Origin of the sequence: Actinomyces sp. SKVG-SVH-4(1) (assembly GCF_048514265.1) — a bacterium.
In the GTDB taxonomy this organism is placed as follows: domain Bacteria; phylum Actinomycetota; class Actinomycetes; order Actinomycetales; family Actinomycetaceae; genus Actinomyces; species Actinomyces oris.
The window spans coordinates 236,304-251,055 of record NZ_JBGEVE010000002.1 but is presented as its reverse complement, the minus strand read 5'-3'; the positions used below and the strand labels follow the sequence as shown (position 1 = coordinate 251,055).

15 protein-coding genes are annotated in these 14,752 nt (G+C 69.1%); 13 read left to right on the top strand and 2 right to left on the bottom strand.

The genetic code is table 11. The annotated features are described in order from the left end of the window. Positions 1-156 precede the first annotated feature (156 nt). The 12 genes from whiA (at position 157) to der (ending at position 12,845) form a co-directional block, all read left to right on the top strand. Entirely contained in the window at positions 157-1,137 is a 981-nt protein-coding gene (whiA, locus tag AB7V09_RS03025) for a DNA-binding protein WhiA (protein WP_004564945.1), read from the top strand. 251 nt (positions 1,138-1,388) lie between these two features. Beyond that, positions 1,389-2,396, top strand: coding sequence for a type I glyceraldehyde-3-phosphate dehydrogenase (gene gap / locus AB7V09_RS03020; RefSeq protein ID WP_004564944.1), 1,008 nt, complete (start codon positions 1,389-1,391; stop codon positions 2,394-2,396). 112 nt (positions 2,397-2,508) lie between these two features. Further along, positions 2,509-3,702, top strand: coding sequence for a phosphoglycerate kinase (locus AB7V09_RS03015; RefSeq protein WP_278698841.1), 1,194 nt, complete (start codon positions 2,509-2,511; stop codon positions 3,700-3,702). Between the two features lie 15 nt (positions 3,703-3,717). Next, positions 3,718-4,497 carry a triose-phosphate isomerase gene (gene tpiA / locus AB7V09_RS03010; protein WP_004564942.1) on the top strand — a complete coding sequence of 260 codons (780 nt, stop codon included), beginning with the start codon at positions 3,718-3,720 and terminating at the stop codon, positions 4,495-4,497. 232 nt (positions 4,498-4,729) lie between these two features. Beyond that, positions 4,730-4,972: a preprotein translocase subunit SecG gene (gene secG, locus AB7V09_RS03005; protein ID WP_009406441.1), complete on the top strand. Its 243-nt coding sequence runs from the start codon at positions 4,730-4,732 to the stop codon at positions 4,970-4,972. A 91-nt stretch (positions 4,973-5,063) separates the two neighbouring features. Next, positions 5,064-5,987: a site-specific tyrosine recombinase XerD gene (xerD, locus tag AB7V09_RS03000; RefSeq protein WP_043537648.1), complete on the top strand. Its 924-nt coding sequence runs from the start codon at positions 5,064-5,066 to the stop codon at positions 5,985-5,987. A 160-nt stretch (positions 5,988-6,147) separates the two neighbouring features. Continuing rightward, a complete protein-coding gene (locus AB7V09_RS02995; protein ID WP_009406376.1) occupies positions 6,148-7,020 on the top strand; it encodes a ParA family protein in 873 nt (290 codons plus the stop codon). Continuing rightward, the gene (locus AB7V09_RS02990) at positions 7,010-7,831 is read left to right on the top strand and encodes a ScpA family protein (protein ID WP_314132904.1); all 822 of its coding nucleotides are present in this window, start codon (positions 7,010-7,012) and stop codon (positions 7,829-7,831) included. The genes AB7V09_RS02995 and AB7V09_RS02990 overlap by 11 nt, the downstream gene beginning before the upstream one ends. Continuing rightward, positions 7,828-8,427: an SMC-Scp complex subunit ScpB gene (scpB, locus tag AB7V09_RS02985; RefSeq protein ID WP_419142883.1), complete on the top strand. Its 600-nt coding sequence runs from the start codon at positions 7,828-7,830 to the stop codon at positions 8,425-8,427. The genes AB7V09_RS02990 and scpB overlap by 4 nt, the downstream gene beginning before the upstream one ends. Beyond that, the gene (locus AB7V09_RS02980; protein ID WP_009747235.1) at positions 8,424-9,398 is read left to right on the top strand and encodes a pseudouridine synthase; all 975 of its coding nucleotides are present in this window, start codon (positions 8,424-8,426) and stop codon (positions 9,396-9,398) included. The genes scpB and AB7V09_RS02980 overlap by 4 nt, the downstream gene beginning before the upstream one ends. Then, a complete protein-coding gene (locus tag AB7V09_RS02975; protein ID WP_419142882.1) occupies positions 9,395-10,555 on the top strand; it encodes a prephenate dehydrogenase in 1,161 nt (386 codons plus the stop codon). The genes AB7V09_RS02980 and AB7V09_RS02975 overlap by 4 nt, the downstream gene beginning before the upstream one ends. 130 nt (positions 10,556-10,685) lie before the next feature. Then, positions 10,686-12,845, top strand: a complete 2,160-nt coding sequence (gene der, locus AB7V09_RS02970; RefSeq protein ID WP_419142881.1) for a bifunctional cytidylate kinase/GTPase Der — start codon at positions 10,686-10,688, stop codon at positions 12,843-12,845. A 13-nt stretch (positions 12,846-12,858) separates the two neighbouring features. Here der and AB7V09_RS02965 read toward each other — a convergent pair whose 3' ends face one another. Continuing rightward, positions 12,859-13,371 (bottom strand): VOC family protein, encoded by a 513-nt coding sequence (locus tag AB7V09_RS02965; RefSeq protein WP_009747605.1) that lies wholly within the window; start codon positions 13,369-13,371, stop codon positions 12,859-12,861. Between the two features lie 72 nt (positions 13,372-13,443). Between AB7V09_RS02965 and AB7V09_RS02960 the strand changes: the two genes are divergently transcribed. Continuing rightward, positions 13,444-14,259: a helix-turn-helix domain-containing protein gene (locus AB7V09_RS02960; protein ID WP_419142880.1), complete on the top strand. Its 816-nt coding sequence runs from the start codon at positions 13,444-13,446 to the stop codon at positions 14,257-14,259. Positions 14,260-14,290: 31 nt separating this feature from the next. Here the strand turns inward: AB7V09_RS02960 and AB7V09_RS02955 are convergent, their stop codons facing one another. Next, a complete protein-coding gene (locus AB7V09_RS02955; RefSeq protein WP_009747536.1) occupies positions 14,291-14,680 on the bottom strand; it encodes a hypothetical protein in 390 nt (129 codons plus the stop codon). Positions 14,681-14,752: the final 72 nt, after the last annotated feature.

Here is a 14,752-nt window from a genome sequence, read left to right as displayed (position 1 = left end):
GGGCGCCGTATGACATCGCCCTGACGTCTTGAGTCGCTTCGCCCGCGCATGTTCGAGCTGCGCCTCGCCAGCACCCGGGACGCCCTGGCAACGGCCGCAGCGTCAACCATGTTTGCCAGTCCCGAATCACGAACCCCGACCACGAGGAGCCCGCCCATGTCGCTGACGGTCACCGTCAAGGATGAGCTCGCGCTCGTCGCTACTGAGAACGCCGCCCAACGACGGGCGGAGGTCTCCGCGATGCTGCGCTTCGCCGGAGGGCTCCATATCGTCTCCGGGCGCATCGTCGTCGAGGCCGAGCTCGATCACGGCGGAGCGGTGCGGCGCCTGCACCAGCACCTCAAGGAGCTCTACGGGATGGAGCCCGAGGTCATGGTGGTTCAGGGCGGTTCCCTGCACCGAGGGTCCCGCTACGTGCTGCGAGTGACCAAGCGCGGCAAGGACCTGGCCCGGCTGTCGGGGCTGGTCGACGACCGGGGCCGGCCGGTGCGGGGCATGCCGGTGTCCGTCATTCAAGGAGGGCGCAACGCCGCCGCTGCCGCCTGGCGTGGGGCCTTCCTGGCCCGCGGATCCCTGACCGAGCCCGGCCGGTCCTCCTCCTTGGAGGTCACCTGTCCCGGCTCCGAGGCCGCACTGGCCCTGGTCGGGGCCGCCCGGCGCTTCGACATCTCCGCCAAGGCCCGAGAGGTGCGCGGGGCCGACCGCGTCGTCGTTCGCGATGGTGAGGCCATTGGTGTTCTCCTGGAGCGGATGGGGGCGCCGGAGGCCTTCAAGGTGTGGGCCGAGCGCCGATCTCGGCGCGAGTCGCGGGGCACCGCCAACCGCCTGGCCAACTTCGACGACGCCAACCTGCGCCGTTCGGCCCGCGCCGCCGTCGCCTCGGGTGCCCGCGTCGAGCGAGCCTTCGAGATCCTGGGGGACGATGTCCCCGCCCACCTGCTTCAGGCCGGTCGCCTGCGCATCGCGCACAAGCAGGCGTCCCTGGAGGAGCTCGGGCAGCTCTCCGACCCACAGCTGACCAAGGACGCCGTCGCTGGACGTATCCGCCGCCTCCTGGCCATGGCGGACAAGCAGGCCCACGAGCTGGGCATCCCCGACACGGAGTCGGTTCTCACCCAGGAGATGCTCGAGCCCTGAGGTGAGATGGGACCTCGGTCCTTGCCTTGGGGGCGCCTGATGGTCTTTGGTCCCCTCGGCTTGGCTTGTGCATCACAGTGTTCGCCCGTGGCGTGGTCGGCGACTCCCAGCGCCTGCCCAGTGTGACTAGACTCGGCCGTACCGGAGCTGAATCGGATGTGAGCTGAAGAGGAGGTTCCGGAGCACACGCCATGTGTGAAAAGAGCCCCAGCAACCGTGCGCCGCCAACCGGCGCACTAGGAGGACACAAAGTGACCACCCGCGTTGGTATTAACGGCTTCGGCCGGATCGGCCGCAACTTCTTCCGTGCCGCCCTCGAGCAGGGCGCCGACATCGAGGTTGTCGCCGTCAACGACCTGACGGACAACAAGACCCTGGCCCACCTGCTCAAGTACGACTCGATCCTCGGTCGTTTCGACGGCGAGGTCTCCTACGACGAGGATGGCATCACCGTCAACGGCAAGCACATCAAGGTGCTCGCTCAGCGCAACCCCGCCGACCTGCCCTGGGGCGACCTGGGCGTCGAGGTCGTCGTGGAGTCCACCGGCTTCTTCACCGACGGCGAGAAGGCCAAGGCTCACCTCGACGGTGGCGCCAAGAAGGTCGTCATCTCCGCTCCCGCCAAGAACGTCGACGGCACCTTCGTCATGGGTGTCAACGAGGGCGACTACGACAACGCCACGATGAACATCGTGTCCAACGCCTCGTGCACCACCAACTGCCTCGCCCCCCTGGCCAAGGTTCTCCACGAGAACTTCGGCATCGAGCGCGGCATCATGACCACCATCCACTCCTACACGGGTGACCAGCGCGTCCTCGACGCCCCGCACAGCGACCTGCGCCGTGCTCGCGCCGCCGCGCTGAACATGATCCCCACCAAGACCGGTGCCGCCCAGGCCGTGGCCCTCGTTCTGCCCGCCCTCAAGGGCAAGTTCGACGGTCTGGCCGTGCGTGTCCCCACCCCGACCGGCTCGCTGACCGACCTGACCTTCATCGCTGAGAAGGAGGTCTCCGTCGAGGCCGTCAAGGCTGCCGTCAAGGCCGCCGCCGAGGGCGAGCTCAAGGGCGTTCTCGAGTACACCGAGGACCCGATCGTCTCCACCGACATCGTGGGCAACCCGCACACCTCGATCTTCGACGCCACCGAGACCAAGGTCATCGGCAACCTCGTCAAGGTCCTCTCCTGGTACGACAACGAGTGGGGCTACTCCAACGCCCTGGTCCGCCTGACCTCCCTGGTCGGCTCCAAGCTCGCCTGAGACCAGACCGAGAGCATGACTCTCTAGAAGACGGCGCCCGCGCCACGCTATGCGTGCGCGGGCGCCGTCCGTCCCACACCCACACCATCACCCACAACCGATGAGAGGCTTCATGAAGACCATCGAGTCCCTGGGCGACCTCAAGGGCAAGCGTGTCCTGGTCCGCTCCGACTTCAACGTGCCGCTGGACGCCGACAAGAACATCACCGACGACGGCCGCATCCAGGCCGCTCTGCCCACCCTGCGCACCCTGCTCGACGCCGGCGCCAAGGTAATCATCACCGCCCACCTGGGGCGCCCCAAGGGGCAGGTCAACCCCGACTACTCCCTGGCCCCTGTCGCCAAGCGCCTCGCCGAGGTCACCGGTGTCAAGGTGACCCTCGCCGAGGACACCGTGGGCGACTCCGCCAAGGCCGCCGTCGCCGCAGCCGGTGACGGTGAGATCGTCCTGCTGGAGAACGTGCGCTTCAACGCTGCCGAGACCTCCAAGGACGACGCCGAGCGCGAGGCCTTCGCCGCCGAGCTCGCCGCCCTGGCCGACGTCTTCGTCTCCGACGGCTTCGGCGTCGTGCACCGCAAGCAGGCCTCCGTCTACGACGTCGCCAAGCTGCTGCCCTCCGCCGCCGGCCTGCTTGTCGTCAAGGAGATCGAGTCCCTGGGGCGCGCCGTCAATGACCCCGAGCGCCCCTACACCGTGGTGCTCGGCGGCTCCAAGGTCTCCGACAAGCTCGGCGTCATCTCCAACCTGCTGAGCAAGGCCGACCGTCTCCTCATCGGTGGCGGCATGGCCTACACCTTCCTGGCCGCCCAGGGCTACGAGGTGGGTACCTCTCTGCTGGAGAAGGACCAGATCGACACCGTCAAGGGCTACCTGGAGACCGCCAAGGCCAACGGCGTCGAGCTGCTGCTGCCCGTCGACACCGTCGTGGCCCCGACCTTCGCCGCGGACGCCCCCGCCACCGTGGTGCCCGCTGACGCCCTGCCCGCCGACCAGATGGGCCTGGACATCGGCCCTGAGACGCGAAAGCTCTTCGCCGATGCCATCGCCACCTCCAAGACCGTGGTGTGGAACGGCCCCATGGGCGTCTTTGAGTTCCCGGCCTTCGCCGAGGGCACCAAGGCCGTGGCCAAGGCGATCTCCGAGTCCGACGCCTTCTCCGTCATCGGCGGTGGCGACTCCGCCGCGGCCGTGCGCACGCTCGGCTTCGACGAGGCCACGTTCTCCCACATCTCCACCGGCGGCGGCGCCTCCCTCGAGCTCCTCGAGGGCAAGACCCTGCCCGGTATCGCCGTGCTCAACGACTGAAGGAAGGCAACCCAGATGAGTAACCGCACCCCGCTCATGGCGGGCAACTGGAAGATGAACCTCGACCACCTCGAGGCCAACCACCTCGTCCAGGGCCTGGCCATGGAGCTCAAGGACCACGACCACGACTACACCAAGTGCGAGGTCCTCGTGATCCCGCCCTTCACGGACATCCGCACCGTGCAGACCGTCGTCGAGGCCGACTCCCTGGACATCAAGTACGGCGCCCAGGACGTCTCCATCCACGACAACGGCGCCTACACCGGCGAGATCTCCACCGAGATGCTCACCAAGCTCGGTGTCAGCTACGTCGTCATGGGCCACTCCGAGCGCCGCGAGTACCACGGCGAGTCCGACGCCCTCGTGGGCGCCAAGGCCCGCAAGGTGCTCGACGCCGGCATGACCCCCATCCTGTGCTGCGGTGAGGCCCTGGAGATCCGCAAGGCCGGCACCCACGTCGACTTCGTCCTGGGGCAGATCCGCGCCGCCCTGGAGGGATGGAGCGGCGAGGACGTCGCCAAGATCGTCATCGCCTACGAGCCCATCTGGGCCATCGGCACCGGCGAGACCGCCACCGCCGAGGACGCTCAGGAGGTGTGCGGAGCGATCCGCGAGGCCCTGCGTGCCGACTACGGCGACGCCACCGCTGACGCCACCCGCATCCTCTACGGCGGCTCCGCCAAGCCCGGCAACATCAAGGAGCTCATGGCCCAGCCCGACGTCGACGGTGCACTCGTCGGCGGAGCCTCCCTCAAGGCGGACTCCTTCGCCGCCATGGCCGGCTTCTACGCCTGAGCGACCCGAGCCGCGGCGGAGGAGCTGAGCGATCACTTCTCCGCAGCGTCCCACCGCTCGCTGACAGGGTCCCGGACACCTCACACCCCGAGGTGTCCGGGACCCTGTGCGTTGCGGGTAGACTGCCACGCGGACAGGTGGGGGCGCGGACCCTGTCGGGAGTCGCGCCGGACCCATGCCGGAGCGTGAGGCCCCCGCAGCAAGACGGAACCAACAACGAAGGGAACGTGACGTGAACGTAGTGCGTATCGTCCTTCAGGTGCTGCTCGTCCTCTCGAGCTTCTTCCTCATCATGTCGATCCTCCTGCACAAGGGCAAGGGCGGCGGTCTGTCGGACATGTTCGGCGGCGGTATCTCCTCCTCCGCAGGGTCCTCCGGCGTGGCCGAGCGCAACCTCGACCGCATCACGGTGGCGGTGGCCATCATCTGGACGATCACGATCGTCGGGCTCGGCCTGGTCGCCAAGCTCGGCTGAGCCTCGGCGGACTCCTACGAGCACAGCGCACACGACGGATCCGACCGTCGATACCACCCCCGATCCGCGTGGAGACGATCTGGACCGAGGGCTGCGCGGCTACCTCGCCCACCTGCGTGTCGAGCGCGGGCTGAGCCCTCACACCCTGAGCGCCTACGAGCGCGACCTCGGCCGCTACCTGCGCTACCTGAGGAGCGCCGGCATCTCAGCACCGCAGGACGTCAGCCGCAACGACGTGGCCGGCTTCCTCGAGGTCCTGCGCACCGGATCCGACGGCGCCCGTCCGCTGGCGTCGTCCTCCGCATCCAGAACCGTCACGGCCGTGCGCGGCTGGCACAAGTTCCTCCTGGCCGAGGGCACCACCTCAGAGGATCCCTCGGCCACCGTGCGCCCGCCCCAGCCCGGAAGGCGCCTGCCCAAGGCCTTAGGGGTCGATGAGGTCCGCCGTCTCCTGGAGGCAGCAGGCGTTGACGACTCCCCGGTGAGCCTGCGCGACCGAGCGCTGCTGGAGGTCCTCTACGCCACCGGCGCCCGCATCTCCGAGGCGGTGGGGCTCGTCGTCGACGACCTTGACACCGACTCCAGGCTGCTGAGGCTGTTCGGCAAGGGACGCAAGGAACGCGTGGTCCCCATGGGGGCCTACGCCTGGGAGGCGCTGGACGCCTACCTGGTGCGAGGGCGGCCGGTCCTGGCCGAGAAGGGCAGGGGAGTGCCACAGGTCTTCCTCAACACCCTGGGCAGGCCCCTGAGTCGGCAGAGCGCCTGGGCGGTCCTCCAACAGGCCGCTGAACGGGCCGGTCTCATCGGGACGGACGGCGCCGACGAGCGGCGCATCTCCCCCCACACCCTGCGCCACTCCTTCGCCACGCATCTGCTGGCGGGAGGGGCGGACGTGCGTGTCGTCCAGGAGATGCTCGGACACGCCTCGGTCACCACCACCCAGATCTACACGAAGGTCACCGTCGACCACCTGCGGGAGGTCTACGCCACCAGTCACCCGCGGGCTCTGGCCTGATCGATGAGCCCGCAGGTGAGGGCCGTACCCCAGGCTTTGGTGGGGGAAGCCTGAGTGCGCACCGGGCCGCGCCTGAAAGGAGAGTCCTGTCTGCGTTGTTCTCTGGCGTGTCCTATCTGAACTGGGCGATGTCGGTCGGCTTTCGACTAGGCTGGATGACGTGAATGACTCCATCCAGCCAGGCCTGATCGACAACCCCGGCACCGACGAGAGCGAGGAGAAGGACTTCCCCGTTCCCGCGCCGCTGGAGTCGCACGGACCCGCTCGGGTCATCTCCATGTGCAACCAGAAGGGCGGCGTCGGAAAGACCACGACGACGATCAACCTCGGCGCCGCACTGGCCGAGCTGGGGCGCAAGGTCCTCATCGTCGACTTCGACCCCCAGGGAGCGGCCTCGGCCGGCCTGGGCATCAACGCTCACGAGCTCGACTCCACCATCTACGACCTGCTCGTCGCCAGCCGTCCGGACATCCGCACGGTCATCCACGAGACCACGGTGGAGGGACTGGACATCGTCCCGGCCAACATCGACCTGTCCGCCGCCGAGGTCCAGCTCGTCAACGAGGTCGCCCGCGAACAGGCCCTCAAGCGGGTGCTGCGTCCGGTGCTCGACGAGTACGACGTGATCCTCGTGGACTGCCAGCCCTCACTCGGACTGCTGACCATCAACGCCCTGACCGCCTCCCACGGCGTCATCATCCCGCTGGAGACCGAGTTCTTCGCCCTGCGTGGTGTGGCGCTCCTGGTGGAGACCGTCGAGCGGGTCAAGGACCGCCTCAACGCCACCCTGGAGATCGACGGCATCCTCGCCACCATGGTGGACTCCCGCACCCTGCACTCCCGGGAGGTGCTCGAGCGCCTGGAGCAGGCCTTCGGCGAGCAGCTCTTCGACACGCGCATCCGGCGCACGATCAAGTTCCCGGACGCCTCCGTGGCCAATGAGCCGATCACCAGCTACGCGCCTTCCCACCCCGGCGCGGACGCCTACCGCCGGCTGGCCCGCGAGGTCATCGCCCGCGGCGATGTCGCCTGAGTCGGAGGAGCAGGGGCCGCCCCGGCTGCCCGGATTCAGCGTCACGCTGCCCCAGTTCGAAGGCCCCTTCGACCTGCTACTGAGTCTCATCGCCCGCAAGCGGCTCGACGTCACCGAGCTGGCGCTGGCCGAGGTGACCGACGACTTCATCGCCCACATGCGCTCGGACTGGGACCTGGGGCGCGCATCTGAGTTCATCGTCGTGGCCTCCACCCTCCTGGCGCTCAAGGCCCACCGCCTTCTGCCCCATGACGAGAACGAGGAGGAGCCCGACCTCGAGCTGCTCGAGGCCCGTGACCTGCTCTTCGCCCGGCTCCTGCAGTACCGGGCCTTCAAGGAGGCCGCAGCTGCCTTCCGCCACCGGGCGGAGACCTCTGCGCGCAGCTACCCGCGCATCGTCGCCCTGGAACCGCATCTGGCGGCGCTGCTGCCCAAGCTCGTGGCCACCATCACCCCCGAGGAGCTGACGCGGCTGGCGGTGGGCGCCTTCACCCGGCCCACGGATCCAGGCGTCCAGACCGTCCACCTGCACGAGCGGGTACCGGTCGGTGAGCAGCTGAGCCTCATCGCCAGCAGGCTGCGCAGTCACGGAACCCTGACCTTCGCCCAGATCATTGAGGACGCCGAGCGCACCGCCGTCGTGGTGGCCCGCTTCCTGGCGCTGCTCATCCTCCACCGCCAGGGCAGTGCCGAGCTGGACCAGACGGAGGCCATGGGCGAGATCACCGTGACCTGGTGCGGCGGCCAGGACGACCTGACCGGCATGATGACCTCTGAGAACCTTACTGAGCTCGAGGAGGAATTCGCATGAGCGAGGCTGTGGGGTCTGAGCTGCGCAGTGCTGCTGAGGCCATCCTCATCGTCGCCGACGAGCCGGTGACCACCTCTGCGATCGCCGAGGCCCTCGGTATGGAGGAGAGCGTCTGCGAGGAGCTGCTCGAGAGTCTGGCAGCCGAGTACCGTGGAGAGGCGCCCGGCAGCCGTGCTCATGGATTCCTCCTGCGACGTGCGGCAGGTGGGTGGCGTTTCGCCTCCGTGCCTGAGCACGCCGACCTCGTCGAGCAGTTCATCATTGGCGGCGCCACCGCACGCCTGAGTCAGGCCGCGCTGGAGACCTTGGCCGTCGTCGCCTACCGGCAGCCGGTCACCCGGGGGCGGGTCGCACAGATCCGCGGGGTCAATGTCGACGGCGTCATGCGCACCCTGCACGCCCGCGGCCTCATCGAGGAGGCCGGTGCCGAGACCTCCGGTGCGATTCTGTACAGGACCACGGGAGACTTCCTGGAGTACCTGGGAATCGACTCCCTGGACGAGCTGCCACCCCTGGCTCCCTACCTCCCCCGCGTCGAGGCGCTGGGGGAGATCGTCGAACAGGCCGATGAGATGGCCGGTAGGAGGACCCCATGACCCCGAGAAACCGCCACACCCGAACCGAGTCCGTGCCCCACAGCGACTTCGGGGCCCAGGAGTTCTACGACGAGGATGACCTCGAGGAGCTGGACGAGCAGGCCGACGCCGGCGACCTGGCCGCCTTCGACGCCGAGGCCATTGATGAGGATGAGGAAGCCCGTCTGCTCCAGATGCGTGAGCGCGCCACCAAGGGCGGCCAGGACGACCCGCACGTCGCCTCCGGGCAACGGCTGCAGAAGGTCCTGGCCCACGCAGGGGTTGCCTCGCGCCGCGCCTGCGAGCAGCTCATCGCCGACGGCCGCGTCAGCGTCGACGGCATCTCCGTCACCGAGGCGGGCGTCAGAGTGGACCCGCTGACCCAGGAGATCCGCGTTGACGGCAGCCGAATCCTCACCAACCCCGAGCTCATCACCCTCATGCTCCACAAGCCGGCAGGCATCGTCACCACCATGGAGGACCCTGAGGGCCGTCCCACCGTGGCCCAGTACGGACGCGACTACCTGGCTGAGCACCCCGAGCTGCCCGACTCGCTGCGCCTAGTGCATGTCGGGCGCCTCGACACCGAGACCGAGGGGCTGCTCCTGCTGTCCAACGACGGCGAGCTCTCCCACCGGCTCATGCACCCCAGCTTCGAGATCGCCAAGACCTATGTCGCCATCGTCGAGGGACAGGTTGAGCCCTGGGTCCCGCGTAAGCTGCGGCGCGGCATCGAGCTGGAGGACGGTGAGGCCAAGGCGGACCGGGTCACTGTCAAGGACTCCGGGCCGCGCGGTTCCATCGTTGAGATCACCCTCCACTCCGGCAAGAACCGCATCGTGCGGCGCATGCTGGACGCCGTCGGCCACCCTGTGACGCGTCTGGCGCGCACCCGGCTCGGACCGCTGCGGCTGGGCAACCTGCGCCCCGGCCAGACCCGCCCCCTCAGCGGCGAGGAGATCGCCGCACTGCAGCAGGAGGTCGGGCTGTGAGCGCCCCCGAGCCGCGGGCGTCAGTGTCCACGCGCGGCCCGGTGCTCATCGTCGGCACGGGGCTGCTGGGAACCTCACTCGCTCTGGCGCTGCGGGCGGCAGGTATCGAGGTCCTGCTCTCCGACACCTCGCCGACCTCGCTGGCCCTGGCTCGAGACATGGGAGCGGGAACGCTTCATGGCAAGGACAGCCCTGAGCCGCAGATCGTCGTCGTGGCCACGCCCCCCGACGTCACCGCCGACGTCGTCGTCGCGCAGCTGAGCGCCCACCCCAGTGCCGTGGTCACTGACGTCGCCTCCGTCAAGGAACGGGTCGTCGCCGAGGTCCGGGCCCGGGCGGGAGACGAGGCCCGCAGGTACGTCGGCTCCCACCCGATGGCCGGCCGGGAGCGCTCGGGCGCCGGCGCCGCCGACTGCGACCTCTTCGCAGGGCGCCCCTGGGTGGTGGTCGGCCAGGACGCCGATCCACAGGCGGAGCTGGTCATCAGGAACCTGGCGGTCGATGTGGGCGCCACCCCGGTGCGCATGGGTGCGGCGGAGCACGACGCTGCCGTCGCCGCCGTCTCCCACGTGCCCCAGCTCGTCTCCTCACTCGTGGCCGCCCGCCTGGAGGAGCTGGGGGAGGGGGCCCTGGCTCTGTCAGGGCAGGGGCTTCGTGACGTCACCAGGATCGCGGCCTCGGACCCCAGGCTGTGGTCGGCCATCATCGTGGGCAACGCCGGGCCCGTGGTCGACCTGCTGCGCCGGATCAGTGATGACCTGGCTGCGCTGGTGACGGGGATCGAGGCGGCAGTCTGCGATCCGGACAGTGCGGAGCACACGGCCCCGGGAGCGGCACGTGTGGTTGCTCCCGGGGCCGTCGGCGCGGTCACCGATGTCATGACTCGGGGAAACCTCGGTCGGGCACGTATCCCCGGAAAGCACGGCGGGGCGCCGCGCCGCTACACCGAGGTCCAGGTCCTGGTACCCGACGCCGCCGGCGAGCTGGGCAGGCTCTTCTCGGACGTCGGCGCCGCCGGCGTCAACATTGAGGACTTCTCCCTGGAGCACTCGGCCGGGCAGAGCGCGGGCATCGCCCTCATCTCCGTCCTTCCTGCGGCCGCCCAACGGCTGGAGGAGGCGCTGGACGCCCAGGGCTGGCGCGTCGTCGCGGGCTGAAGCCGGTTCAATCCGTCACCGAGGTCCGCCTGTGTCAGTGCTCATGGGGACCTGATCCGCGGTACCGCGCCGGAGTGTGGGACGCTTGGCCCAGTTCATGACCGTCAATCGGACCCTGATGGAGGGCACCATGGGAATCGTCGTTGCGATCGACGGACCGAGCGGATCGGGCAAGTCCACCGTCTCGCGGCGCGTCGCCGCCGAGCTGGGACTGGCCTACTTGGACACCGGTGCCATGTACCGGGCCGCCGCCTGGTGGTGCGAGCACGAGGGCATCGACCTGGAGGACGGGGCCGCCGTCGCCGAGGCCGTCGCCGCGATGCCCCTGCACATGGGGCTGAATCCTGAGCACCCCACCTTCACCGTGGACGGCACGGACGTATCGACCGCGATCCGCGACCCGCACATCGCCACCGTCGTCTCGAAGGTCGCCACCAACCTCGAGGTGCGCGCCGAGCTGGCGCGCCGCCAGCGCGAGATCATCCGCTTCGAGGCGACCGGGCACACCGGCTCCTTCTCCGCCGGTGCCGGCATCGTGGCCGAGGGACGTGACATCACCACCGTCATCGCGCCCGACGCCGACGCCCGCCTACTGGTGACCGCCTCGGAGGAGGCCCGTCTGGCCCGCCGCGCCGGGGACCTGGAGGCCGCCGGCAAGCAGGTCGACGCCGACGCCCTGCGCGACCAGGTGGTGCGCCGCGACCGCGACGACGCCACGGTCTCCCAGTTCCTCACCGCACCCGAAGGCGTCACCTTGGTGGACACCTCCGAGCTGACCCTGGAGCAGTCCGTTGAACGGGTCCTGGACCTGGTGGAGGAGGCCGCCGACGCCGCCGCCCAGCGGGACGCCGAGGAGGACCTGCGGGCCCAGGCCATGCGCGCGGGCCTGGCCGACTACGAGCTCGATGAGGAGGACCTCGCCCTCCTGGAGGCCGACGGCGGCCTGCCCACCGGCGACAGCGTCGAGCCCGGGCTGCCGGTCCTGGCCGTCGTCGGCCGCCCCAACGTGGGCAAGTCGACGCTGGTCAACCGGGTCCTGGGCCGTCGCGAGGCCGTTGTCCAGGACACCCCCGGTGTCACCCGCGACCGGGTCTCCTACCCGGCCGAGTGGGCCGGGCGCCGCTTCACCATCGTCGACACCGGCGGATGGGAGGTGGACGTGGCCGGCCTCGACGCCGCCGTGGCCACCCAGGCCGAGATCGCCGTGGAGATGGCCGACGCCGTCCTGCTGGTCGTCGACGCCCAGGTCGGCATCACCGAGACCGACGCCCGCGTGGTGCGGATGCTGCGCCGCAGCGGCAAGCCGGTGGTCCTGGCCGCCAACAAGGTCGACTCCCCGGCCCAGGAGGGGGACGCCGCCACCCTGTGGAACCTGGGGCTGGGCGAGCCCTTCCCGGTCTCGGCCCTGCACGGCCGGGGCAGCGGCGAGGTCCTCGACGCCGTCATGGAGGTCCTTCCGGAGGTCTCCGCCGTGGCCACCGCAGCGCCGGAGGGGGACCTGCACCGCATCGCTCTCGTGGGGCGTCCTAACGTCGGCAAGTCCTCTCTGCTGAACTCCATCGCGGGCCAGGAGCGCGTCGTCGTCAACGAGACCGCGGGCACGACCCGTGACCCAGTCGACGAGATCATCGAGCTCGACGGGCGCCAGTGGGTCTTCGTCGACACCGCGGGGATCCGCCGGCGGGTCAAGCAGTCACGGGGCGCCGACTACTACGCGGTGCTGCGCACGCAGGGCGCCATCGACAAGGCCGAGGTCGCCGTCGTCCTGCTGGACGCCTCCGAGCCGATCAGCGAGCAGGACGTGCGCGTGGTCCAGCAGGCCGTTGATGCCGGCCGAGCCCTGGTCCTGGTCAACAACAAGTGGGACCTGGTGGACGAGGAGCGCCAGAAGATGCTCCTGTGGGAGGTCGAGCACGACCTGGCCCACGTCTCCTGGGCCCCCCACATCAACCTGGCCGCCCGGACCGGCTGGCACACCAACCGGCTTGTGCGCGCCCTCGACGCCGCCCTGGAGGGCTGGACCACGCGCGTTCCCACGGGCCGACTCAACGGCTTCCTGGGCCAGCTGCAGTCCGCCACCCCGCACCCGGTGCGCGGCGGCAAGCAGCCCCGCATCCTCTTCGCCACCCAGGTCCAGGTGGCCCCGCCCCGGATCGTCATCTTCACCACCGGTTTCCTCGACGCCGGATACCGGCGCTTCATCGAGCGCCGCCTGCGTGAGGAGTTCGGCTTCACCGGCACCCCCATCCAGATCGGGGTGCGCGTGCGCGAGAAGCGCCAGCGGCGCTGAGCCCCGGAAGGGCTCAGCTGTCGGAAACGGCCTGCTTCTGGGCCCACGCGGCAACACGTGCGGAACTCTCCTCCTCGGACAAGTCCTCGACCCGGGTCATGACCGACCACCGCACGCCGAAGGGATCGCGGATGGAGGCGAACCTGTCCCCGGACACGAAGGTGTCGGGCGGTTCCAGCAAGGTCGCACCGGCGGCAGTAGCCCGCTCAACGGCGGCGTCGACATCCGGGCAGTACAGGCGGATCGAGTAGCAGACCGGCTCATCCGACGGAGTCGCAACCAGACCGGACAAGGCTGAGGGCTCACCGATCTGGATCCTGCCGTGACCGAAGTCGAGCTCTGCGTGGACGACCGCACCCTCGATCTCCACACTGTCCACGATGCGCGCACCGAAGACGTCACGGTAGAACCTGAGCGCTCGGTCGGCGCCGTCAACCGCCAGAAACGGTGTGATGCTGGTGAAGCCGTGCGGAGTCCCATCAGTCGTGTAGTGACCAGTGGCCCCGGATAGGTTGCGTGTACTCATGCCAACGACTGTAGGAACGATGGAGGTGCCTTCGCTTGAAGATCTGCGACAGCTCCGGAAAGGTGAGGAGCCGTGCCCGAGACGACCGCTGATCGACGGGGGATCCTCTATCCCTCCAGGCTTCCGACCTTTCACCGCCAGCCTGTCCCCGAGGCACTGGCCGATCGGGTCCGCTGGATCTGGATCCCACGCTGGGACTTGCCCGCAGGACAACGGGACCGCCAGGAGGTGCTCCCGTTCCCCGCCTGCAACCTCGTTGTCGAGCCCGATGGCATGGCTCTGCACGGCCCGACGACGAGCATCTCCTATCGTGAGCTGGAAGGCCGAGGATGGGCCGTCGGAGCCCTTCTCAGGCCTGCGGCAGCGGGTGCGCTGTGCTCCCCGTCCCTGATCCGGAACTCCCATCGGCCGCTCGAGGACCCTGACCTGGGCGCTGCGGTTGCTGACGCCATGGCGGATACCAACACGATGAGGGGTGGACAACGTGCCGCCAGTGCGCTGGCAGACTGGGTGGCCCAACATGCCGGGCCGCCACAAGCGATGGCGCTCATCGCCAACAAGATGGAGGACGTCGTCGCCTCCGACAGAAGCGTCCTGCGCGTCGATCAGCTGGCGCGACGCCTCGATCTTTCTGTCCGCAGTCTCCAACGCCTCTGTGAGAAGTACATCGGCCTGCCCCCACTCGCAGTGATCCGACGCTGCCGGCTCCAAGAGGCAGCACAGCGGCTCCGGGAGGATTCGTCCGTCACCGTTGCGCAGGTGGCCGCCGAACTCGACTACGCTGACCACGCCCACCTGACCGCCGACTTCCGACGCGTCCTGGGGCTCTCACCGAGCCAGTACCGACAGCAGACCATCAGCGATCGTCAGGCTCTCAGCGACCGGTAACGGGTTCAAACCTCGGGCAAGTGCCGCCCGATCAATAGACCAGGGAACGGAAGCTCCACCATGCCGTCAGGGTGTTGAGAGACAGTATCGTCGTCAGTGCCAGCAATGCGCCGGAGAATTGCACCCAGAACGTCGTGCGGTGCCGCCGCATCTGGACGAGTGCCCATACGTCGGCCGCAGCCAGTAGGAGGGTCATGACTCCCAGCAACAGGATGGCCGGGTTCTCGGCCACAGCCTCGCGGGTCTGACCGAGGCAGTCCGAGGCTGGGACACACGCGGGGAGCTTGTAGGTGTTCTGCCAGCCGGTTGTTGCGATGATGCCCACTGCCAGTGACGCAACCACGACAACCGTCCCGACGCAGGTGAGTGCCAGGTGCAGCCACCCGCCTGTTCTCTGGAGGCCGGCTGAAGAAGGCTCCATCGCCTCATCGTATGGGGCAGCCTTGAGGATCCCGCGCCGGCGCGTCAAGAACCAGCAGGACGCCGCGAGCGT